We start from the raw sequence: 23,107 nt of genomic DNA, 5'->3' as shown, positions 1-23,107 counted from the left end.
CGCACACGAGTTTTCCGTATAGCCGCTTTTACGGACTCTTGCAGAGAAGCTCACTACAGAGGTCGTCTCCGTCGACAGTCTCTATTGCTGCCACCCGCCACCCAGAGCTGCGTAGAGCTGGACGAGTGAAGCGGCTTCCTGCTCCTGTGCGAGTGCCAGGTTCAGCTGAGCGTCGTAGAGATCGGTATCCGTGGTGAGCACCTCGAGATAGCTGGTATTGCCGCCCGAGTAGCGCATCCGGGCGAGCCGCACTGCGTCAGCGGCGGCGGTGACCTGCGCGGCCTTTTCCTCGCGATGCTCCCGTGTCTCCTTATAGGCGACCAGTGAGTTCGAGACGTCCCTCAGAGCGTTGAGTATTGTCTTCTGATATTCGAGAAGCATCTCCTGCTCTTCTGCCTGAGAGAGATGGTAGTTGCTCCGAATGCGGCCGCCGTCGAAGATCGGTTCAGATAACGATGCCGCAGCATACCAATATGCGTTCTTGCCGGAGAAGACCGATTGCAGTTGGTTGCTGGCGGAGCCGCCAAGACTGCTCAGGGATATGTTCGGGAAGAACTGCGCCTTCGCGACCCCGATGCGAGCATTGGCGGCGATCAACTTTGCCTCGGCTACTTGAATGTCTGGACGCCTCTCCAAAAGCTGAGAGGGCACACCCGCTGGAACCTCCTCGGGATGAGGCTGCTGATCCACCGGCAGGCCACGATCCACGGCGTCAGGATTGTGTCCGAGAAGGATACTGATCGTATTTTCTTCTACGGCGATTTGCTGCCGGATCTGGGGGAGAACAGCTTGCGCGGAGTGGAGCAGTTCCTCCGCCTGGCGTGTGTCTTCAAGCGACCCAGCTCCGTATTTTTCGAGTTCGCTGACGAGCTTGAGAGAGTCCTTGCGTGCCTGGATAGTGCGGTTCGTGACCTCCAGCTGCGCATCAAGGCTCCGAAGCTGGAAATATGCTTCCGCGACGCCCTCGACTAGGGCAGATCGGGTCGCCTTTTGGGCCCACTCCGTCGAGAGAAGATCAGCCCGTGCGGCCTCCGTTTGCCGGCGGTACAGCCCCCAGAAATCGAGGTTCCACGCGCCTGACGCGCTAAAGCCACCACCGCTGATGAACGAGCTTGTGGGTGCACCGCTGGTATTAGCGAAGGCAAGCCCCGATGGCAGCTGCAATGCGGAGTAGCTGCCGCCGGCATTCACACTCGGCAATTGTTGCGACCGGGTGATGCCGACCTGCGCCTGTGCTTCGAGGATCCGTTGTGCCGCGATGCGGAGATCCAGATTGTTCTTCAGAGCCTCTTCCACGAGCCTCTGCAGTACGGGGTCTTTGAAAATCGTCGACCATTGCTGATCTGCCAAAGACACCGCTGGGGCCGCATTCGTACGACCAGGTGTCGCTGCGATATCGGGAGCGAGGGCTCCGCGATAACTTTGAGGGTTGTTGACCACGGGACGCTTGTAGTCAGGGCCAACATTGCAGCCGGCGACCAGCAGGACGATGGCGACGAGCGAAATCCTGAGCACCCATGCCCTGATTTCCTTGTGGTCATCAGCCATCTCGTCGGAAGATCGTGAGTGGAAAAGATGATCAGCGGACTTCGACATGTTCTCCCTCACTCAGCAAGTCACTGGGACTCGCCACAATGGACTCGGAACCGTTGAGGCCGCTGCGGATCTCGATCGTTGTCCCCATGTCCTTGCCCACGACTACCGGATTGAAATGAACGGTGTGATCTTTGTTCACGGTGACGACGTGCATGCCTGCGCGGTCGACGACCAGCGAACTGGTTGGGATGATGAGCGACGCGCGCTGTTGCGGCAGCGTGAACTTCACCTGTGCATACATACCAGGCAAGAGCGAGCCATCCCGATTGTCGATCTGGACCTCCGTCAACATGGTGCGAGCGGCACTGTCGAGCGAACCGGCGCTCCGTGTCACCGTACCCGTGTACGCGCGGCCGAGACGTTCCTTAACATCGATCTCTGCTTTTTGTCCGTCCTGGATGTTGACCGCTTCTGACTGCGGTACATCGATCTGGATACGCAAGGTCCCGCTCTGCGCCATGCTGAAGAGCGGTTTTGCTGCGTTTCCTGTACTCACGAGGTCGCCGCGCTCGACATTGCGTGCAGTGATGACTCCGTCGAAGGGAGCGACAATACGTTCGAAGCTCTGCATCTGCACGAGCCGGGCGACGTTGGCCTGGTTCGCGGTGACATTGGCTTCGGCAGCGGTGATATTGGCCTGGGCCGCAGCTACATCCGCTATCCGCGCGTCGTTGGCCTGGACGGCAGAGTCTACAATTTGCTGCGAGATCGCGTGCTCATTGCCGAGGGGAAGGTCGCGCTCCTTGGTGAGGCGCGCCAGCTCCGCGTTGGCCTTCGCCTGTTCGAGCGCGGCGCGAGCTTGAAGCAGAGAGGCTTCGGACTGCACGACGGTGGCGCGGGCCTGCAAGAGCTGCTGGTCGATCTCAGGTGAGGAAATGATTGCGAGTACTTCCCCCGTCTTCACCTTGCTCCCGATGTCGACATTGCGCCGTTCGATATAACCGTCGGTACGCGCAAAGAGATTGGCGCTATAGAGCGGCTGGATATTTCCCGGCAGGAGAAGCTCAGAACTTGGCTCACCTTTGACCGCATGGGCAAGCGTGACGATGGGGTGGATCGTCGCGGATTCGTTCACAGCCGCGAGCGCCTCCCGGTGTCGTGCGATGCGAGGAAAGATGCCCACTGCCACAAGGATCACTAGCAAGATGATGGCCCCAATAATTCTTATGGCCACGGAGGAAGATTCGCCGCCGATCTGCGGCTCCCCGATCTGCGGCTCTTCAATGGCGGTTGCATTCTGCTGGGTCATACGGCCTCCTGAGGGCTGCCGGCGTTGCGTCCGCCGCCGTTCCGTCCGTGGATCAAGGTAAACATCAAAGGCACAAAGAAGAGGGTAGCGAAGGTTGCCACGCTGAGTCCGCCAATGACTGCGCGCGCAAGAGGAGCATTCTGTTCGCCGCCTTCGCCAATGCCGAGAGCCATCGGCAGCATGCCGATGATCATCGCGAACGCGGTCATGATAATCGGCCGTAGGCGCGTGAAGCCTGCCTTGACCGCGGCTTCAAGCGGGTCCACGCCTTGTGCGCGTAGTTCATTCGCAAAGGTGACCAGGAGTATCGAGTTTGCTGTCGCTACGCCGATCGACATGATGGCGCCCATCAGACTCGGAACATTAAATGTAGTCTGCGTGAGAAACAGCGCCCATACGATACCGCAGAAGGCCCCGGGAAGCGCGCAGATGATGATGAACGGGTCGAGCCAGCTTTGATAGTTGACCACCATCAGCAGGTAAACCATGAGGGCTGCGAAGGCGAGTCCAAGACCAAGCCGGTTGAAGGCCTCGTTCATACTCTCTACCTGACCGCGAACGACGATCTTGGTTCCCGGAGGCAGGTTCTTGCTCTCTTCCTTCACGATGCGATTGACCTTGGCCGCGACCGAACCAAGATCGCTCGACTGCGTGTTCGCGAAGATGTCGAAGACTGGCGCTCCGTTGTGGTGGTTGATCACCACCGGAAGAACAGCCGGTGTAAGCGTGGCCATGTTGCCCAGCACTTCCGTCCGATTATTCATGGTGTGAATCGGAATCGGTGTATTCTGGAGCGCGTTAATTGAGTTGATGCTGTACTGCGGAGTTTGCGCAGCGACGGTGTAGGTGATGCCCATCTTCGGATCCAGCCGGAAGTTTGGTTGGACCGCGGCGCTCGAGCTTAGCGAAATGTAGAGGCTATTCGCCACATCCTGTTGGGTGAGGCCGAACTGCGCTGCACGGACGCGGTCGATGTCGAGATGAAGATCGGGGGCATCGACGACCTGGTGCAGGTGAACATCAACCGCTCCTGGGACGGTAGCCAATCGAGCGCGAAGACGCCGCGCAATCTCATAGTTTCCAGGATCGTAACCCTGCACCTGCACGTCGATCGGGGCGGGAAGTCCGAAGTTCAGAATTTGCGTGACCATGTCAGCGGGCTGGAAGAAGAAAGTGAGATCCGGGAATTGCCGCTGTAACTGCGATCGCAACTCACTCACATACCTTTGCGTCGGGCCATGATGCTTGGTGTTGAGGGCGATAAGCACCTCGCCGTCGGCGCTCCCGATCGTTGCTCCATCGCCAAACGCATAGTTGAAAGTCTCCGGCGTCAGCCCGATGTTATCCATGATGAGGTCAGTTTCATTCGCGGGGATCGTCTTGCGAATTTGGTCCTCGACCTGGCTGAAGAGCACTTTCGTGGTTTCGATACGAGTCCCAGGCCGCGCACGGATATGCAGCTTGATCTGTCCCGCGTCGACGGAGGGAAAGAAGTCCCTGCCCACAAAGGGCAGCAGCAGGAACGCCGTCGACATGATGGCGATTGAAGTGATCAGCGCTGGCTTCCGGTGATGCAGGACGCTTTCGAGGGCATGCGTATAACGCTCTTGCACCCAGAAGTATCCCTCATTGAACCGTTGGTTGATGCGACCAAAGATGGAGCGTCCTCTCGCCCTCTCGTGAACAGGTTCGCCGTCGATGCCGGGTTCGACATGCTGCTCCGCCCCAAGCATGAAGTTCACCATGACGGGGACCAGCGTCCTCGAAAGAACATAGGAAGCAAGCATGGCGAAGACGACCGCGAGCGCCATCGGAGTAAATAGGAACTTTGCCGGTCCGGTCAGAAAGACCACTGACACAAATACGATACAAATTGTGAGCGTCGACACCAGGGTTGGCGTCGCAATCTCCGAAGCGCTAATTAGGACGGCCTCGCGAAGAGGCTGATCTTCCATATGGCGGTGAATGTTTTCTATCGTGACGGTCGCGTCGTCCACCAGGATTCCAATAGCCAGCGCAAGTCCGCCGAGCGTCATCGTGTTCATCGTTTCGCCCATCGCGCTGAGCAGGATGATCGAACTTAGAATCGACAGCGGAATGGAGACAGCAATAATCAACGTGCTCCGCCAGCTGCCGAGGAAGAGCAATATCATGAGTGCGGTTAGGGATGCGGCGATCACCCCCTCGCGCAATACGCCGACGATAGAGGCCTTCACAAATATGGATTGATCGAAGAGCTCGGTGATCTTCAGTCCCTTCGGAGCGGCCGCACGAGACGCCGGAAGGACATCGTTCTTGATCTGATTGACGATATCGAGCGTCGACACCGAACCCGTCTTCATAATGGCAAGAAGCGCCGCCGGCTTGCCATTTGCGCGTGCAACATTCTGCTGCACGGACCAGCCGTCTCTGACGTGAGCGACGTCCCTCATGTAAACCAGAGACCCGTTGACAGTCTTGATCGGAACATCATTCAGCATGAGAGCATCGGTCGGACTGGAGTTGGTGCTGACTGTATACTCCCGGCTGTCAACCTTGGCCGTACCGGAAGGGAGTGTCACGTTTTGTGCATTGATCGCGGCGGTGACATCTATCGGAGTAATCCCTTTGGCAAGAAGAGCGTCCTGATCGAGATCGACCATAATCTGCCTTGCTACACCGCCGTACGGAGTTGGTAGCAACGTTCCTGGAACTGTCGTCAACTGCTGGCGAACCCGAAACAGCCCGTAGTCGTAAATCTCAGATTCTGAAAGCGTATCGCTGGAGAGCGAAAGCTGAATGATCGGCACCGTCGAAGCGCTGAATCGTAAAATCCACGGAGGATTGACCCCCTGGGGCATGCGGAAACGAATGGAGTTTACAGCAGCGCCCACCTGAGACATGGCCGCGTCGATCCGCACCTGTGGCTGGAAGTAAATCTTGATGACGCTGGCCCCACTGGTCGTCTGCGAGTCGATGGATTTCACATCGTTGACGACCGCCATCACAAACTCGCTGAAAGTCGTAACCCTCTGCTCCATCTCTTTCGCGGGGAGCCCGGAGTACGACCAGATGACGGTCACCACAGGAATGTCGATATTTGGGAAGATGTCGGTCGGCGTCGTTGCGATCGCCGAGAGTCCAAGGACAACAATCAGGATCGCCGCCACGACGAAGGTATAGGGCTTATTCAGGGCGAGTCGTACAATCCACATGGGGGCGCTCCGGCACTCAGCGTCTTCGCTAGCGTACTATTTCGATGTGGATCAAAATACTAGGATTCATTTGTTCGAAAAACCTGCCGGTTGCGGAATATAGAAATGAGCAAGAAAAGAATCACCGACGACGAAGCCGCTCAGATTGGAAGAGCGTTGGGCGATCCCAACCGGCTCGCCATTTACACCCAAATAGCTCAGCATGATGAGCTATTCTGCGGAGAAATGCATGCGAAGAGCCATATCTCTCCGCCTACGCTCTCGCATCATTTGAAGGTCCTGACAGAGCTCGGCCTGATTGCTTCTCGAAAAGACGGCCTCAACGTGTTTTATCGAATCGTACCCGGGACGTTCAAAGCATATCTCGATTACCTCAGACAGATCGGATCCCGTCCGATGACGAAATAATCTGGAAAAATCATCGAAACCTCCGGCCAGAGGATGGTGGATCGGGTAGGCATCCCGAACGGCACATCGCTGAATGGGAAGTAGCGACCAGCGTGAATTGTTTGTTCCGCTGTGGATATGAACTGAGCGTCTGTCCCGAGTGTTCATGCAAACTGTCGAGGGCAAGTAGCGCGACCGCATGATCTTCTAACCAGCGGCTTCGTTGTACTGCAAGTTTTGAGAGTTCTAAATCTGGAATGCCGGGCTTAGTCTCGGTCGAGCCTTCTGACCTTTGGTTCTCTTCGTAAACGGTTTCCTCATGATTCCCACCTCCGTAGTGGCGGTTCATGAGGTTAGAGAAATATCGGAATTGGCTTATGGTTGCGCGCCGTTGATTTTAGCTTTAAGCGCCGAGACTGCGCCGACCTGGAACTCCGGTTCGATGGTTTGTGCGGCCTGGAGAGCTGCCGCGTACGCGACTTTCGCCTCGGGTGCTCGATGCAACCCGTCCAAGGCGTCACCCAGCGCGGTGAGCGCATCGGTGCTCTCTGGCGCTAGCTGAGTTGCAAGCTTTGCTTCGGCGAGGGCGCCATCGTAGCGTTTCTGGCGGATGAGGCTCTGCGATGCCTCGGCATGACTTAATGCCGCGGCGAGGGGCAAGGTGAAGGTTCCTTCGTAGACGTAGACCGCTTCATCGATCGTTGCTGTTGGCTGCAAGATCCGGAATTGCTCATAAGGATTGAGCTTACCCGGACGGTCGACGCCGTCAAGGTTTCCCCCGCTGATGAGGATGGTTCCGGAGACGGTCGGGCCTGAGGCGAAGCTCATGGGCGGGAATCCCAGCCATGAACCTGAAGAGGTTGGCAACTGCTGGCACTTGATGCCGTAATCGGTGAAGTTCACCGGGCCCTGGGCGAAGTAGGCAAAGTAGCAGGGCCTTCCAGGGTGCTTATCGAGATAGATTTTCACCATCTTGAGTTGCTGTCCCCAATCGGTGTTGGAGTCGGAAAGGTAGAGATGAGTGTGGCTCGAGCCGCCCCATGCCTCGTTGGCGTAAGCCACGCCGCCGGGTATGGAGAAAAGGGCGGTAGCGATCTGCCAGACGAGCAGAAGGGCAAGCGCGGGGCGCCACCTGCGGTCTCGATTTGCGAGGTAAAAAGCGGCTCCGCTGATTAGTATGTAAAGTGGGGGAAAGATCGAGAAAAGGTGCCTGAATCCGATCCCGAAAACGGAAAGCGTAGCAACTGCGAAGAGCACCACTGCAGGAATGGTGAGGAAGATAATCTCCCTTCCCGCTCGCCACTGCCCCATCACGATGAGGGCAACGGTTAGGAACAAAAGAACCAGAAATGGAATCGTCGATTTGATCAGGAGCGCTGCGGGATAGTACCAGTGCGGAGCGTGAGGGTACATCTTTCCAAAGAAATAGGACGGGTAATCATCGCCGGAAATTTTGGTATCGGCCAGACCATAAAGATAGGCCTCAGGCAGCAGATGATGTCGCGCGCCGAAGCTCATTGCGTTACGGCTGATGGGCGAGCTCAGCCCCTGCAAATACGATGCTGCGGAAGGGTTCAACTCTAGAGGCGCCGGCCTTGCCTGGTAGCGAAAGCCATAGATGGCCCAGATGCAGAAAAGTCCGAATGCGGTGGCGGTGCACAGGCAAACAAGCATCTGACTGGCGGAGGCGGTCTTCGGGTTTGAAGAACGTGGGGTACGCGAGCGCCAAGTCTCGGCAGCCGCAATCAGCACAAGAATAGGAACGATGAGTACGCCGGTGAATTTGGCGGTGAGTCCTAATCCCACGGCGATCGCAAGAAGAAGCATTCTGGGCACTGTGGGACACTTAGTGAATCGATAAAAGGCGTAGACGGCCAACAGAGTGGTGAGCGCGGCGCCGATGTCGGTGGTGACATATGCGTCGTGGGCAAGGAAGTTCGGGTCGAAGGTAAAGAGCGCGAGTGCAAAGAGGGCAGGCGCTGCGCCGAACAGCTCCTTTGCGGTGATGAAAAGCAGAATCGCGAGCATGACTGAGAGAAGCGCGGCCATGAACCGCGCAGGTATCAGCGTGCGGTCGATTCCATTGATCGCCATGAATTTCTGCCCGAGGGCGAAGCCTTCGAGCTTGAAAGGAGCATTGATGTAGGCGGGCTGTTGAATTTGGCGATGCAGCAGGGGGATTGCACACCACATCTTGATGAGTGGGGGGACCTCGGGGTTGAAGCCGAAGTCCGCGTGCTTCCAGGAGAGCCATCCGGAGTAGAGGTGTTGAGATTCATCCCAGTTCAGCGAGTCTCTTCTTGCGGTGAGCATGCACTGCATAAAGAAGATCGCTATGAGTCCGACAGCGAGAGCGAAGAAGCGCAAGGGAAGCTTGTTGGCGTTTTCCGAGTGGTTTCCCGTGGAGGAGGTCATGACGCAGCTCCGATCTACAGTATCTTACGGTGGGGTTGCAGCACCACCTGATAAAACAATTGCTTCTGGTTGCGGCTTTACGCTTCTAACTGAAGACTCTGGTCCTGCGCCACGAGGCTGTTGACGAGATAAACGAGATGCCACTCTAGTGATGGTTCTCAAAGGTGAGTTGGTGCTCACCGCGCCAGGATCCAATGCTACCGCCGGAATTGTGGCGAACTCACACCGGCTTTTTGGTCACTTGGCCGGGAAGTCAACAAATCGTCCACTAGCCTAAGAATGGGCGTAGCTACTCAACGAGTGCCTGAAGGTGGGTTTGCGGTTCCGTTGGCCGGATACGGTAGCCTCTCCAGCCGTAATAAATCACATATAGATAGCAGAGCAGCGGCATCAGCAGCGAGCGGTGGATGCCGAACTTGTCGGCCAGGAATCCCATGAACACCGGAAAGACCGCTCCGCCGACGATCGCTTGTACCAGCAAGCCTGATCCTCGCCCGGTGAGGGGACCCAACTCGGCGACCGCCAGCGTGAAGATTGTGGGAAACATGATGGAGTTGAAAAGACCGACGGCAAGGATCGTGACCACGGCGAAATAACCTGTACCAAGCAGCGAGGCCAACACCAGCAGGCCCGCTCCAAGGCCGCTCCAGGCAAGCATCTTATTTGCGGCGATGCGCTGCATGGCTGCCGAGCCGATGAATCGTCCGACCATCATGCCGAACCAGTAAAAGGTAACCAGCTTTGCGGCTCTTTCCAGGGGCAGTCCGGCTATCTTGGGATCGGCAAAATATTTGACCATGTAGCTACCGATGGAGACCTCAGCGCCAACGTAAATAAAAATGCCGATCGCACCAAGATAGAGGTGGGGATGGTTCCACACGTGTTCCTGCTTCACACCCAGATCTGTCGGGCGAAATTCGCGAGTGATCGCGATGCGAGGGAAACGAAAGAGCGCGACAGCGAGCGCGAGGACCGTCGCTGCGCTGGCAATCGCGATAAATGGCAGCTTGATGCTGGCAGCCTGTTGAATGCGATAGGCGGTGAGGGCCGCTCCCTGGAGATGCTCGCCCCTCGGCAGGGCGGCGGCGGCTCCGCCAAGAATCAAAACGCCGCCGATATATGGCGCAACGCTGTCGCCAAGCGTATTGAAGGCCTGAGTCAGATTCAGCCGGCTTGAAGCTGTTTCCGGAGGCCCCAGGATGGTGACATATGGGTTCGCCGCGACCTGCAGGACGGTCACGCCGGCCGCCAGCACTACCTCTGCACAGAGGAAGAACGCGTAGGTGGCAACGCTTGCGGCCGGTACGAAGAGCAGCGCACCGGACGCCATCAGGACCAGCCCGACGACCATGGTTCGCTGGTAGCCGATCCACTCGACCAGTTTGCCCGCCGGCAGGGCGAAAACGAAATACGAGCTAAAGAAGGCGAGTTGTATCAGAGACGCCTGAACGTAGCTCAAATCAAAAACAGACTGAAGATGCGGAATAACAGCATCGTTCAGAACGGTGCAAAAGCCCCATGCGAAAAAGAGCGTGGTGACCATGGCCATCGCGCCGTAGTTCGTATGGTCGGCGGGATGAGCGGAAACGGTCCGCGCGCTGCCCGCATTTACGATTGCCATTGTTTTGCGATCTCCTCCAAACGACCTGCTTTGCTGCCATGTTCAAAAACATCGACGACTCGTGGAGCATGGGCGCGCAAGCTGAAACGAATTGCTGAGATACTACATGATCCAATCTGCGCGTGACCGTAAATTATTGCTTTCGACGCTCAACGCATGGAGCGGCTGGCGTGCATTTTCCCAGCCGTTCCATGCAACTTGCCGAAGAACCGGAACGATTGCTGGCGGCATACGACTGCGCTGACCGAGACCGGTTCGACAAAGGGGCTAGAACAGGCGGATACTTTTTCGGCGGTGTCCGGCGAGGTTCTCTCATGCACATGAACGCTGAACAAGTTCGAGCAGGGCTACGGAACAATGAGTTTGTGCCGTTTTTCCAGCCAGTTGTGGTTCTTCATTCAGGCGAAGTTGCTGGGATGGAAGTTCTGGCCCGGTGGCAGCATGGAAGTCTTGGCGTCGTGCTGCCCGGAGCATTTGTCGGTGTTGCCGAGCAAGCAGGCGTGATCGGCGAACTGACGGGAATGTTGATGCAGAAGGCATTCAGGGCCGCCACCTTGCTGCCCGAGCCTCAGTGGCTCGCCTTTAATGTTTCCCCATACATGCTGCATGATCTCACACTCCCGGAACGGATTCTAGAGGCAGCGACTGCAGTTGCATTTCCTCTCGATCGGGTGGTCATCGAGATTACGGAGAGCGCTCTGCTCGAGAACCTGCAGCATGCGCAGGCCATCTCGATGGAACTCAAGACGCACGGGTGCCGCTTAGCGCTTGATGATTTCGGTACGGGCTACTCCAGCCTGCTTCATCTACAGTCGTTGCCCTTCGACGGATTAAAGGTGGACCGCAGCTTCGTAGGCTCGATGACAGAAAATCGGGAGAGCCGCAAGATTGTTTCTGCGGTCGTCGGTCTCGGACAAAGCCTGGGCTTGACCACGGTTGCTGAGGGGGTGGAAACCGGGGAACAGGCTGAAATGCTGCTGTTGCTGGGGTGCGAGATGGGCCAGGGCTGGCTCTTCGGTAAGCCCGTTCCGGCGGAACGGCTGAGCGACGCAATCACCATGCGGGCGCCTGTTCGGTTACGGCCCAACTCCAGCGTCTGGCGGGATATCTCCTACAATTCCCCTCCTGGCCAGCGGCTCTCTCACCTGCAGGCCCTGTATGACGGCGCTCCCGTGGGCCTTGCCTTTCTCAGCCCTGAGTTGCGCTACATCAGCATCAACCAGCAGCTCGCAGCGATGAACGGTGCTCCGGTCCACAGTCATTTGGGCCGGCTTGTCAGTGAAATGATCCCGGGAGTATATCCTCAGCTTGAAATCCACTTGCAGCGTGCCTTGGGAGGAGCGCCGGTCCATGCAGTGGAGATCACGCGCGAAGCGGATGACGGACGGCCCGAGGAGACCTTCCTGGTCTCCTACCTACCCGCCTTCGACGAAGCGAACGAGGTGGTGGGCATCTCCGTAGCAATCGTTGATGTCACTACCCGCAGGCGAACGGAAGCGGCGCTGCGGGAGAGCGAAGATCACTATCGCCATATGGTCGAGTTGAGCCCGCAGATCCCATGGGTGCTCGACGAACATGGCATGGCAACGATGATCAGTCCGCGCTGGCAGCAGATCACGGGGATGAGCGAAGAGGACTCTCGCGGACGAGGATTTATTCGTGGGCTTCATCCGGACGATCAGGAGCGCGTGACGGAAAGCATCGAACACTCTTTACGCACCGGAGAGCCCATCGATGTGGAGTGCCGCGTCCGCGCTGCCAGCGGAGAGTGGCGCTGGATCCGTTCCCGCGGAGCTCCGCGGCACGACAAAGATGGAAAAATCATCCGCTGGTACGGCAGCGCCGACGATGTCGAAACGCAGAAGCAGTTGGAGGAAGAACTGCGGAGGCGAGCAGGGGAAGATCGTTTTCTACCTATCTAATCGGTCGTCTACTTGTTGCGGATCATCTCGAGGGGAAAGCGCATTCTCTCCACCTCATCTTCAATGAGAGCCTCCTTCATCGTCTGGGTTAGCGATAATTCGCCAATGCACTCACAGCCACATGAACCAATTCACTTGTCTGATAGTCAACTACTTGAACACATGCGGCTATCGAGTGTAGCTTTATGAGTAGCCGGTTTATTGGCTACTTGCCAAGTACGACGGCGCCGACCGGCTCGAGCGCATTGGCCTGATATGACCAGTTGACATAACCGATGGAACGCACGGCGTTTTGCTTCTCGACTGTCGCGTTCGACAACGATGGATGTGCCTGCCTCGGGGATGGTAGAAGAATATCCCTGCGCGCCTAGCGAGGTGATTGTGCCTCCACCAGGGCGGACATAAGAAGAGCAAGGTCGGAAGGATTCACGTCGCTCACAGCGGTGATACCCAGGTCCTGAGTCTTGGCGTACTGAATGACGAATCCGGACTGAGATCCTGACGACACCGATGCACTTCCATTTCGGGATCTCTGGATAAGGAAGACCGACGCACGATGCTTGCCGATGTTGAAGAGGAGTAGCGCCGCGGGCTGTCCGTGAAGATAGGTGAGATCGCCGCCGTTGAGCGTAGTACCATCAGGCAAAACCTCGGGCAGGTTGAAGCTGAATGGCAATCTACCCTGGAACCAGGGTTTGACTGTATGACGATCGCTTGAGATGACCTCGGGCGGCGCGCCACTGGATAAGACAGCCAGATGTTGATCGAGCAGCTCCGCAGCGAGGTTGTTAGACTGCCGAGTTTGTCGCCACCCGATGAAAGACGCCACAAGGATCACGCTTGCGGCCAGAGCGCCCCAGGCCCATAAACCAAAACTGACACGCGCCGGCCTCTTCGCCGCGTCGGGACGAAGTTGCGCGGCCAGGCGGCTGAGCGCCTCAGGCGGAGCAACAACGCGCTCGTAGGCACGTGCGGTGGCAGCTTTTAGCTGCATGGCAGAAACAATGAGCATGGTGCACGAATGGCACGTGGTCAAGTGTTGCTCAAGGTCAAGCGCAGCGCTCGCAGAGAGCTCACCGTCAATGAAGGCGCTCGCTTCATCGTGACTCAGATGTTTGTGGTCTTGAATCATACCGACCCCCCGAGCTGTTGTCGCAGATCTTCGTAAAGCGTCCGCCGTGCACGAGAAATGCGCGACATGACGGTACCGACCGGAATGTCGAGAACTATGGCGATTTCCTTGTACTTAAGCTCCTCGACTTCGCAAAGTAGCAGAACTTCACGAAGTTGAGGATGCAGACGTTCCAACGCCTCGGTCAATGCCGCCTGGTTGTTCAGACGGAGCAGGTGATCTTCCGGGGACGGGTTGGTGTCCGTAACTTCGAGCAGATCAGCCAGGTCTTCCAGAAACACTGTGCGCGAAGCCGCGATGCCAGTGCGCGACGTGAGGAACGTATTGCGCAAGATACGGAAGATCCACGCCTTGAAGTTGGTGCCGGTTTGAAAGGAACTGAAGGCGCGGAGAGCTTTGGCAATGGTCTCCTGCACGATGTCTTCGGCCTCTGCATGATTGCGGCTTAGCCAGAATGCGTGGCTGTAGAGCGCAGGCAGCAGAGGCAGTGCAAGCTGTTCGAAGAGCACGCTACTGGCGGGGACGCGCATTGTTCAGAGCTCCTCAAAGTTGCGCGGCGGCGTGGGTGCGCTTGGAGTCGGCGTTGCTCCTTTCAGTGAGCCACACCTCCCATAACTAGATCACGCTGGTTTCATTCCATCTGCCCACTTGTTTATTTTGCCGTGAATAAATCGCGGATTTTGCTGGTTCTCGATGGCGCAGGCAAGTAAACCGGATGGAGATGGAGATGAATTCGCCTTCAAGAAGATGAAGTCGTGAAAGATAATCAGGCGTGGCCTGTTGGCGACGGTTAGTTGGCGACGAGGTGAAACTTCCTGGGATGCGTGGCTTGGGCAGGCACCGGTCTGCTCTGGACGATCGCCGGTGGTGTTTCCGCGTCCACGCTGCTGGCACCGCTGGCGCGGAAACCGGTAAGGTCCTTGGAGGGTTTCAGGAACTTATTGCCAACGGAGTCGTATAATAAGGGGGTACTCGAATTTCAAGTGGGTACTCGAATTTCTTCCTCGCCTCCAGCTGTTCGCAGCTTGCTCTAGACGGGCACCTTTCAGGACAGACCATCACCGATCGGAGGGCACCATGCGCTTCAATCAGAAATCCGACATACAGAAACATTTGTCAAATCGGAAGCGTCCCCTGTTCCTACACAAGACAGCAACTGAAAACCTGACCACCCCCAGCACCACTGAACCACGCCATGGTATAGAACCGGACGCAGACAGCTCCGTCGTAAAGCTTGAAGAGCCCTTGGTTCATTCGTCCTAGCCCTTGGTTCATTCTCCTAGCGAAGTCCCGTCGCGCAGAAAGCGTGGCGGGACTTTGTGTCCCGCCTCATCCACAGGTCGGTACGACGCTAATAGCTCACAGGTTGGTTGTGCTTGTACTACCTTTCTCTCTGGATGTCGATCTCAGCGCGTTTCCGAATAGCGACCCAACCCACTTGAAGTTATCCCTTTTACTTCTGTTCCCAGACAAACTTCGCATTGGTCAGTTCACGCGCGCCAAGCCCGCCCAGCTCGCGTCCAAAGCCGGAAGCCTTCATCCCGCCAAATGGCGCGCGCGGATCGGAGCGCACGAAATCATTAAGGAACACCGCTCCCGCTTCAAGCTGCAAAGCCACCGCATTCGCACGCTCCGAATTCTGGCTCCAGACGGACGCGCCTAAGCCAAACTCGCTGTCATTTGCCAGTTGGATAGCCTCTTCTTCCGTCTTGAAGGTGTAGAACAGCGCCACCGGGCCAAAGAACTCTTCGCCAGCCACAGCCGCATCATGCGGCAATCCGCTCAGCACCGTCGGCGGGTAGAAATATCCCGGCCCTTCCAAAGCCTTGCCGCCAAGCAACACACTCGCTCCCTCAGCCACCGCGGCCTTCACTTGCCGTTCGGTATTTGCAAGCAGGTCTTTGCGCGCCAGCGGTCCAAGCTTTGTCTCCGTCAGCAGCGGATCGCCCACCTTCAGACCCGCGGCATGTCCAAGAAATGCCTTGGTGAACGTCTCCGCTACCTGCTCGGCGATGAAGAACCGCTTCGCTGCAATGCAGCTTTGCGCGTTGTTGGAGTAGCGCGACACGACACCGAGCTGCGCTGCCTTTGCGAGGTCTGCATCTTCCAGCACGATGAACGGATCAGAACCGCCCAGCTCGAGCACGACTTTCTTTCCATAGCGGCCTGCGATCTCTGCTACCGCACGGCCGGCAGCCACGCTGCCCGTCACCGTCACAGCGCGAATGCGAGGATCGGCAATCACCTTCGGCGCTGCCTCTCGCTGCACGGAAAGGTTCACATACAAGCCTTCCGGCGCGCCCGCATCGCTGATCAGCTTTTCGATCGCCAGCGCGCATCCCTGCACCGTCTCCGCATGCTTGACAACCACCGAATTGCCTACCATCGCGGTTGGTATGAAGAATCGCAACACCTGCCAGAACGGCAAGTTCCACGGCATGATCGCGAGGATCGGCCCTAACGATTGATACTCAATGCGTCCCGGCATCCCAGGAATTCGCTCCGGCGCAAGATATGCCGGTCCTTCCTGCGCGAAATGACGGGCCCCCGTCGCCGCCTTCTTCACTTCATTTACGGCCTCGCCAATGGGCTTGCCCATTTCGAGCGTGATCAGGCGGCCATACTCATCAGCGCGCTGCTCCAGCAAGTCGGCGAGGCGCAGCAGAAACCCGGTGCGCTCGCTCAGCGGTGTCTTTGACCACCTCTGCCAGCCATCCCACGCACTCTGCAGCCGCGTCTCTACCTCCTCCTGGCTATGTTCGGGATAGGTGTTCAGCACTTCGCCTGTCGTCGGGTTGATCGATGTAAAAGACATATTGGCTTCTCTCCTGCCGGCTCTTATAGCCTGCATGTTGTTAGGTAACGCTCAGCGCAGGTGGATAGAACTTCCTCGCCCGGCCGCTTCCACCAGTTTTCGGACGAGAAAATCTCCACTTCCTGCGGCCCATGGTACCCAGACTTTTCAATCGCAGCCCGGATCGCTTTCAGATCGATTACGCCGTCGCCCATCATACCCCGGTCAAGCAATAAGTCGCGCGTCGGCGCCAGCCAGTCGCAGACGTGGTGGCCCAGGATCCGCCCTGCCGCGCCGGCACGGGCAATCTGTCCGGAGATCCTCGGGTCCCACCAAACGTGATAAACATCCACCACCACGCCCACGCCCTCGCCCAGCAGGTCACATACGTCGAGCGCCTGTTCCAGGGTGTTGATGCAGGCGCGGTCTGCCGCATACATCGGGTGCAGCGGCTCGATGGCGAGAGGCATCTTCTGCTCCCGCGCGTACGACAGAATGGCCGCAATGCCGTCCGTCACCATCTGCCGCGCTGATGGCAAGTCGCGCGAACCCGCCGGAAGCCCGCCAACGACAAGCACCAGACAGTCTGCATGGAGTGCCGCGGCTTCATCGATGGCGCGCTTGTTGTCGTCAATCGCCGCGGCAAGCCCTTCTTTATCCGCTGCTGGAAACATGCCGCCCCGGCACAATCCAGTGACGCGCAGCTTATTCGCTTCCACAATTCGGACTGCTTCCTGCAAACCGATGGCCTCCACCTGGTCGCGCCATGGAGCGATACTGGTAATTCCCTGGATGAGGCACGCGTCCACCGCCTGCGCAAAATTGTACTGGCGACGCACCGTGGCCAGATTGATCGACAAGCCCGCCAGGCTCACGCGACGCCGCCAACGGCAAGCACGCGCCGCATCCGTTCTACTGCTACCTCCGGATCATGCAGCACCCGCGCCGCATCCGCTAGCCGGAACAGCTCCGCCAGATGAACCAGCGACCGGGCGCTCTGCTGGCCGCCGAGCATCAAGAAGTGATCTTGCAGCCCGTTGAGATAGGAAAGGAATACGACTCCTGTTTTGTAAAAGCGTGTAGGAGCTTTGAAGATATGTCGCGACAGCGGCACGGTCGGTGCGAGGATTTCGTAAAATTCCGCCTGATTGCCTGCCCCAAGCTCCGCCAAAGCCAACGAAGCAGCCGGGGCAATCGCATCGAAGATGCCGAGCAGCGCATGCGAATAGCCCCGTTCATCGCCTGCGATCAATTCGGCATAGTTGAAGTCGTCGCCGGTATACATCCGCACGCCCGGTACGAGTCGCCGGCGCATCGTGATCTCCTTCTCAGCAGAAAGCAGAGAGATCTTCACTCCGTCCACCTTTTCCGCATGGAGGTTAATGATGTCCACGCAGACATCCATAGCCGCCAGGTGATCTCGCGAGCCCCAGTAGCCGTCGAGTGCCGGGTCGAACATTTCTCCCAGCCAGTGCAGAATCACCGGCTCCTTCGCTTGCCGCAGAATACGGTCGTAGACACGAACATAGTCTTCCGGAGTCTTGGCAGCCGCCACCAGAGCGCGGCTCGCCATCATGATGAGACGCCCGCCAAGGCCTTCGACAAATTCGGCCTGTTCCTCGTAGGCCTGAATGACGTCATCGACCGTCACTTCCGCGCCGGGAACCAGATGGTCGGTGCCGATGCCGCAGGCAATCAGCGCATCCGGCCTGCTCTTCGCAGCAGCGAGCGAATGGCGGATCAGTTCTTTCGCTCCCGCCCAGTTCAGTCCCATACCGCGCTGCGCCGTGTCCATAGCTTCCGCCACGCCCAGGCCCAGGTCCCACAGGTAATGGCGGAAAGCAATCGTACGCTCCCAATCGAAGCTCTGGTCGACCCACGGATTGTCATCTGCCAGCGGATTGACCACAACATGCGCCGCCGAGTACGCCACCCGGTTGAAGCTGCGCGGTGCAGTCTTATCCGGCGCAGGCAATGGCATGTTCGCGACCGTGTAATTCTCGATACCGCCGCTGCTGTTAGGCAGCTTGATGGTCAGAGGCATTATTTTCCCGTCTCCAGCGACAGCGGAGGAATATCGATCCAGCGCCGCTCGGCCCAGCTCTTCAATCCAAGCTCCGCCAGCTGTACGCCCTTCGCCCCCTCCAGCAGGTTATATCTCCATGGCGTATCCGCTGCCACGTGGCGGATGAAGTCCTCCCACTGCAGCTTGAAGCCATTCTCGTAGACCTGGTTGTCGGGGACTTCCTCCCACTGCTCTTGAAACTTGATTGTCTGCGGCTGCTCAGGGTTCCATACCGGACGCGGGGTGTTCACACGGTGCTGCGTGTAACAGTGCGTCAATCCGCAGACCGCAGATCCAAGCGTCCCATCCACCTGGAAGGTCACAAGGTCATCGCGCTTCACCCGCACCGACCACGAAGAGTTGATCTGCGCGATCACGCCGCCTGCCAACTGGAAGGTCGCATACGCGGCATCGTCGGCATCGGCCTTATACGCTTGGCCATGCTCGTCGACTCGCTCAGGAATATGCGTCGCGCCCAGGCAGCTTACCGCCTTCACTTCGCCAAAGAGGTTGTCCATCACATAGCGCCAATGCGGCAGCATGTCGAGAATAATGCCCCCGCCATCGGCCTTGCGATAGTTCCATGACGGACGCTGCGCTGGCTGCCAGTCCCCTTCAAACACCCAGTAGCCGAACTCGCCGCGCACTGAAAGAATGCGCCCGAAGAAACCTGAATCGCGCAGCATCCGGATCTTGCGCAGTCCCGGCAGATACAGTTTGTCCTGCACGATGCCGCTCTTTATACCCTTGGCATCCGCCAGTCGCACCAGCGCTACTGATTCTTCCAGCGTCTCCGAAAGCGGCTTCTCGCAGTACACATGCTTGCCCGCCGCGATGGCCTGCTTCAGCAGAGCAGCACGCATCTGCGTTGAGCCGGCGTCAAAAAAGATGATGTCCTCAGGATTGGCTAGCGCCGTAGCGACATCCTTGGCAACTCGGGTCACTCCATGGCGGTTTGCCAGCGTGCGCACCTTTTCTTCGTTGCGGCCTAGAAGAATGGGATCGGGCACCACCCGGTCACCGTTGGGAAGCGCCACCCCACCCTGGTCCCGGATCGCCACAATTGACTGCAGCAGGTGCTGGTTGTAACCCATGCGTCCTGTGATGCCGTGCATGATGATGCCTATTTTTTTGGTTGACACGCTTTCCTCACCAGTTTGTAATCTTTGTTATATAAGTGTCGCGCACCCATTGTCGACCTCAACGGACGACTCTGACAAGCGGCATTTCTAAGACTCATCAGCTCTCATCCTCGGACTACCCGCTTTTCGGAGGTTTATTGAAACTCGCATCGCTCTCTGCAACAGTGTGTTCTTTGTTTCTTCTACTCACCGGCGCAGCATGGGGCGGCGACAACATCCCCAAGGCCGCATGGACACGCCCACTCGGCGAGCCGCTCGCTAATCCTGGCGTCACCCGCTCTCACGGGGACATCGATGACGGCTACTGGCAAGGCGTCCCGGTTGGCGGTTTCGGTGCAGGCACCTTTTCTCGCAGCTATCGAGGCGATTTCAATCGCTGGCACATCAAAGCCGCGGTCCACAAGTATGAGCCGATCTATGCGAACCAGTTCGCCGTCTTCGAGCAGGCGGGAAGCGACACTCCACCGGTTGCGCAGGCGCTTCTGAACGGCCACCCCGAAGGCAACGAGCTTTCATCGTGGAAATGGGACTACCCGGTCGGCGCAGGCAACTACTATGCGCTCAATCCCAAGGCGTGGTTCGACTACAAGTACGACAAGTTCCCCGCCCACCTGACGCTCGAACAGTTCTCGCCCGTCCTCCCCGGCAACTACAAGGAGTCCAGCTATCCGGTCGCCATCTATCGCTGGCATGCCGACAACCCGACGAACAAAACTGTAACCGTGTCCGTACTTTTATCATGGACAAATATGTCCGGCTGGTTCCGCACCTTTACCCGCGACTTTAAAGGCGCTCCCAATCAAGGCAATTTCAATACCTACAAAAGTGAAGACGTCGCCGGCGCCGGCAAGATGAAAGGCATCGTCTTCGACCGACTGCGCGCTGGCACTGCGCCCAACGAGTGGGACGGTCAGTTCGTCATAGCCTCCATCGACTCGCCTGGAGTCGAGATCACCTATCACAACTCGTACCAGACGGAAGGCGACGGCCATGCCATCTGGACGCCGTTCTCCAAGGACGGTCGCCTCGACAACAACGACAAGAGCTGGGTCAGTGATAAGGAAAAGCTTGGCGGCGCCATCGCAGTCCGCTTCACCCTCAAGCCCGGCGAAAGCAGAATCATCCCCATGGTGGTTGCATGGGATTTCCCGCTCGTCCAGTTTGGCGAGGGCCGCAAATGGGAGCGCCGCTACACTGACTTCTACGGGACCTCCGGCACCAACGCGTGGACCATCGCCAGAGACGGTCTGCTGCACGCCTCCGAATGGAGCGACGCGATCGACAAATGGCAGGCTCCTTACGTCAACGACGAGAGCAAGCCTCTCTGGTATCGCGGCATGCTTTTCAACGAACTCTACGTCCTCACCGATGGCGGAACCTTCTGGGGACGCCAGCCAGGCTCTGATCCAAAGGCGCCTGCCACCTTTGCCCTGCTGGAGTGTTTCGACTACGCCTACTACGGCACACTCGATGTCCGCTTCTACGCGTCTCTACCGCTTCTGAAATTCTGGCCGGATGTTGATAAGCAAGTGCTGCGGGAGTTTTCCGACACCGTCGCCAAAGAGTGGCCCGAGCAGGGCATGTGGGTATGGAAGAGCGATCTCGAGGGCCAGCCCGTCACCCACAAGCGAAAAAAATCGGCGCCGTGCCGCATGACCTTGGCGTGCCGGAGGGCGATCCATTCATCTCTGTCAACGAGCCGGGCATTCAGGACACCAACGACTGGAAAGACCTCAACTCGAAATTCGTGTTGATGGTCTACCGCGACTATGTCCTGACCGGGCGCACCGACAAAGCCTTCCTGCAGGAGACCTGGCCCTCCGTAAAGATGGCCATCGAGTACCTGCGCCAGTTCGATCACGGCGGTGGAGTGCCGGAAAACAGCGGCTATCCCGACCAGACCTACGACGACTGGGTCGTGACCGGCGTCAGCGCCTACTCCGGCAACCTGTGGCTCGCCGCCCTTCGCGCTACCGAAGAGACAGCAAAGATCCTCGGCGACACCAAAGCAGAAAAGGAGTACCACGATCTGTTCTTGAAGGCGCAGAAGACCTACATCTCGAAGTTATGGAATGGGGAGTATTTCCTCTACGACACAAGTAGTGAGTCCAAGAACGCCATTCAAGCCGACCAGCTCGCCGGCCAGTGGTACGCCAATCTCACCGGTCTGGGAGACATCGTTCCGTACGACATGCAGCAAAAGACGCTGAAGAAAATCTTCGACTACAACGTGATGAAGTTCGGCGGCGGCGACATGGGCGCAGCCAACGGCATGGAAGCCGACGGCAGCATCATGACCAACGCCGAAGCCAAGGAGGTCTGGGTAGGAACCACAATCGGCTACGCCGCGCTCGCCAAAAGCGATGGATTGGAAGATCAGTCATGGAAGACCATCCACGGCCTCTACCACGTCATTTACGAGGACAAGGGCTATTGGTTCCGCACCCCTGAAGCATGGGACATCACCGGAAATTACCGCGCCGGAATGTATATGCGCCCCGCATCCATCTGGGCGATGGAAATGACTCCTCCTCGCAAACAATAAGCACTTGCTCCATTCGGTGGCCCGTTCCGTTCCTGGATCGGGCCCCTACTTTGCGGCTCCAATCTATGTATCGGCACGCAGATGGCGTTCATTGTCCCGCTGCCCAGAAGATGGCGTTGTGAAAGATCTGAACGAAGTTGGGATTCTCGAAGAGGTCAGCATGATGTCCCATGAAGATGTAAACGTTGCGGGCCTTGTAATGCTCGTTTGACCAGATTGCCGGATGGTCGCCTCCCATCTTGATGAGGCTGTCGGGCTGGTAAGTGGATTCATCCACGCTGGCCAGCACGCGCACATTCGGACGAGGCGATTGGTTCCACGTGTACCACTCCTCATGCTGCACAACGAAAGACGATGGAATGCCTTTCAAAACCGGATGCGCCGGGTCTTCGACACGCACCGTCGCTGTTGCGAAATCAGGAATGTAGCTCGTGTAGCGAATGTCCCCCATAAACTTCGAGAAGAACGGCGACATCGAGTAGCCGTCAAAATCACCGAGCAGCGCCGCGTGATGGAAGCCGATCCATCCCCCCTTGCCTTCGGTGAGATAGCTTTCGATGGCCTCTTGCGCCGTCGGCGACCACATATAGGGTGGGTAGTTTAATTGGATGAACAGTTTGTACTTTGCTAGAAAGGCGTCGTTAATGGGTTTTGTGTCGCCGATGTAGTCAACGGCAAAATTGTTTTCGACAGCCAGCCTGTTCAAATAAGCCTTTGCCGCCTCCACAAATCCTTGATGGTCTTTGTTGCCGGGCTCTGCAATCGCCACCACCCGAAACTTTACTTCCTGCTTGGACGAAATGTCCTGAGCGGAAGAAAGGGCCGCACAAAGCAGCAGACAGAGGAAAATACCCAGGATCTTTCTGGACTTCATCGACTCTATAAACCTCCATGGATAGAAGTTGCCACTCAATCCCATCAGTTCAACGGATGAGTTCGATCGCGCTGTAATGGGACATCTACATCCTTCACTTGCTTACTTCCTAACGGTTGTTTAGCATGTTGCTTCTAATGTACCTCGAGGATTTACCGACGGCGCGATTTT

General features: G+C 57.6%; 16 protein-coding genes. 4 read left to right on the top strand and 12 right to left on the bottom strand.

The genetic code is table 11. The annotated features are described in order from the left end of the window. Positions 1-81 precede the first annotated feature (81 nt). The 3 genes from ACPOL_RS15035 to ACPOL_RS15025 are packed head-to-tail and all read right to left on the bottom strand — an operon-like array spanning position 82 to position 6,039. On the bottom strand, positions 82-1,596 hold the full coding sequence (locus tag ACPOL_RS15035; protein ID WP_236657489.1) for an efflux transporter outer membrane subunit: 1,515 nt from the start codon (positions 1,594-1,596) through the stop codon (positions 82-84). Beyond that, positions 1,580-2,845 carry an efflux RND transporter periplasmic adaptor subunit gene (locus ACPOL_RS15030; RefSeq protein WP_114207774.1) on the bottom strand — a complete coding sequence of 422 codons (1,266 nt, stop codon included), beginning with the start codon at positions 2,843-2,845 and terminating at the stop codon, positions 1,580-1,582. The genes ACPOL_RS15035 and ACPOL_RS15030 overlap by 17 nt, the downstream gene beginning before the upstream one ends. Beyond that, positions 2,842-6,039 carry an efflux RND transporter permease subunit gene (locus tag ACPOL_RS15025; RefSeq protein ID WP_114207773.1) on the bottom strand — a complete coding sequence of 1,066 codons (3,198 nt, stop codon included), beginning with the start codon at positions 6,037-6,039 and terminating at the stop codon, positions 2,842-2,844. Before ACPOL_RS15025 ends, ACPOL_RS15030 begins: the two co-directional genes overlap by 4 nt. 105 nt (positions 6,040-6,144) lie before the next feature. On the opposite strand from ACPOL_RS15025, the gene ACPOL_RS15020 reads away from it, so the two are divergent. Further along, positions 6,145-6,447 carry an ArsR/SmtB family transcription factor gene (locus ACPOL_RS15020; protein ID WP_114207772.1) on the top strand — a complete coding sequence of 101 codons (303 nt, stop codon included), beginning with the start codon at positions 6,145-6,147 and terminating at the stop codon, positions 6,445-6,447. 354 nt (positions 6,448-6,801) lie between these two features. On the opposite strand, the gene ACPOL_RS15015 is transcribed toward ACPOL_RS15020, so the two are convergent. Further along, on the bottom strand, positions 6,802-8,841 hold the full coding sequence (locus ACPOL_RS15015; RefSeq protein ID WP_114207771.1) for an ArnT family glycosyltransferase: 2,040 nt from the start codon (positions 8,839-8,841) through the stop codon (positions 6,802-6,804). 289 nt (positions 8,842-9,130) lie between these two features. Then, complete coding sequence (locus ACPOL_RS15010) at positions 9,131-10,462, bottom strand: sugar MFS transporter (protein WP_114207770.1); 1,332 nt, start codon at positions 10,460-10,462, stop codon at positions 9,131-9,133. Positions 10,463-10,782: 320 nt separating this feature from the next. On the opposite strand from ACPOL_RS15010, the gene ACPOL_RS15005 reads away from it, so the two are divergent. Continuing rightward, on the top strand, positions 10,783-12,384 hold the full coding sequence (locus ACPOL_RS15005; RefSeq protein ID WP_236657488.1) for a sensor domain-containing phosphodiesterase: 1,602 nt from the start codon (positions 10,783-10,785) through the stop codon (positions 12,382-12,384). A 367-nt stretch (positions 12,385-12,751) separates the two neighbouring features. On the opposite strand, the gene ACPOL_RS15000 is transcribed toward ACPOL_RS15005, so the two are convergent. The 6 genes from ACPOL_RS15000 to ACPOL_RS14975 form a co-directional block, all read right to left on the bottom strand. Further along, entirely contained in the window at positions 12,752-13,516 is a 765-nt protein-coding gene (locus ACPOL_RS15000) for an anti-sigma factor family protein (protein WP_114207768.1), read from the bottom strand. Next, entirely contained in the window at positions 13,513-14,046 is a 534-nt protein-coding gene (locus ACPOL_RS14995; protein WP_114207767.1) for an RNA polymerase sigma factor, read from the bottom strand. The genes ACPOL_RS15000 and ACPOL_RS14995 overlap by 4 nt, the downstream gene beginning before the upstream one ends. 923 nt (positions 14,047-14,969) lie before the next feature. Further along, positions 14,970-16,331: an NAD-dependent succinate-semialdehyde dehydrogenase gene (locus ACPOL_RS14990; RefSeq protein ID WP_114207766.1), complete on the bottom strand. Its 1,362-nt coding sequence runs from the start codon at positions 16,329-16,331 to the stop codon at positions 14,970-14,972. Positions 16,332-16,354: 23 nt separating this feature from the next. Then, the gene (locus ACPOL_RS14985; RefSeq protein WP_201759239.1) at positions 16,355-17,170 is read right to left on the bottom strand and encodes a sugar phosphate isomerase/epimerase family protein; all 816 of its coding nucleotides are present in this window, start codon (positions 17,168-17,170) and stop codon (positions 16,355-16,357) included. Between the two features lie 11 nt (positions 17,171-17,181). Next, positions 17,182-18,354: a dihydrodipicolinate synthase family protein gene (locus ACPOL_RS14980; RefSeq protein ID WP_114207764.1), complete on the bottom strand. Its 1,173-nt coding sequence runs from the start codon at positions 18,352-18,354 to the stop codon at positions 17,182-17,184. Beyond that, the gene (locus ACPOL_RS14975) at positions 18,354-19,517 is read right to left on the bottom strand and encodes a Gfo/Idh/MocA family protein (protein ID WP_201759237.1); all 1,164 of its coding nucleotides are present in this window, start codon (positions 19,515-19,517) and stop codon (positions 18,354-18,356) included. Before ACPOL_RS14975 ends, ACPOL_RS14980 begins: the two co-directional genes overlap by 1 nt. A 137-nt stretch (positions 19,518-19,654) precedes the next feature. Between ACPOL_RS14975 and ACPOL_RS34805 the strand changes: the two genes are divergently transcribed. Beyond that, positions 19,655-21,271 (top strand): GH116 family glycosyl-hydrolase, encoded by a 1,617-nt coding sequence (locus tag ACPOL_RS34805; RefSeq protein ID WP_236657487.1) that lies wholly within the window; start codon positions 19,655-19,657, stop codon positions 21,269-21,271. Next, the gene (locus ACPOL_RS34800) at positions 21,163-22,062 is read left to right on the top strand and encodes a glycoside hydrolase family 116 protein (RefSeq protein WP_236657486.1); all 900 of its coding nucleotides are present in this window, start codon (positions 21,163-21,165) and stop codon (positions 22,060-22,062) included. Before ACPOL_RS34805 ends, ACPOL_RS34800 begins: the two co-directional genes overlap by 109 nt. Positions 22,063-22,150: 88 nt before the next feature. On the opposite strand, the gene ACPOL_RS14965 is transcribed toward ACPOL_RS34800, so the two are convergent. Further along, positions 22,151-22,936 carry a ThuA domain-containing protein gene (locus ACPOL_RS14965; protein WP_114207762.1) on the bottom strand — a complete coding sequence of 262 codons (786 nt, stop codon included), beginning with the start codon at positions 22,934-22,936 and terminating at the stop codon, positions 22,151-22,153. Between the last annotated feature and the right edge of the window lie 171 nt (positions 22,937-23,107).

It is taken from the genome of Acidisarcina polymorpha (assembly GCF_003330725.1).
GTDB lineage: Bacteria > Acidobacteriota > Terriglobia > Terriglobales > Acidobacteriaceae > Acidisarcina > Acidisarcina polymorpha.
The sequence above is the reverse complement of the archived record's forward strand: the minus strand, read 5'-3'. Positions and strand labels throughout refer to the sequence as shown.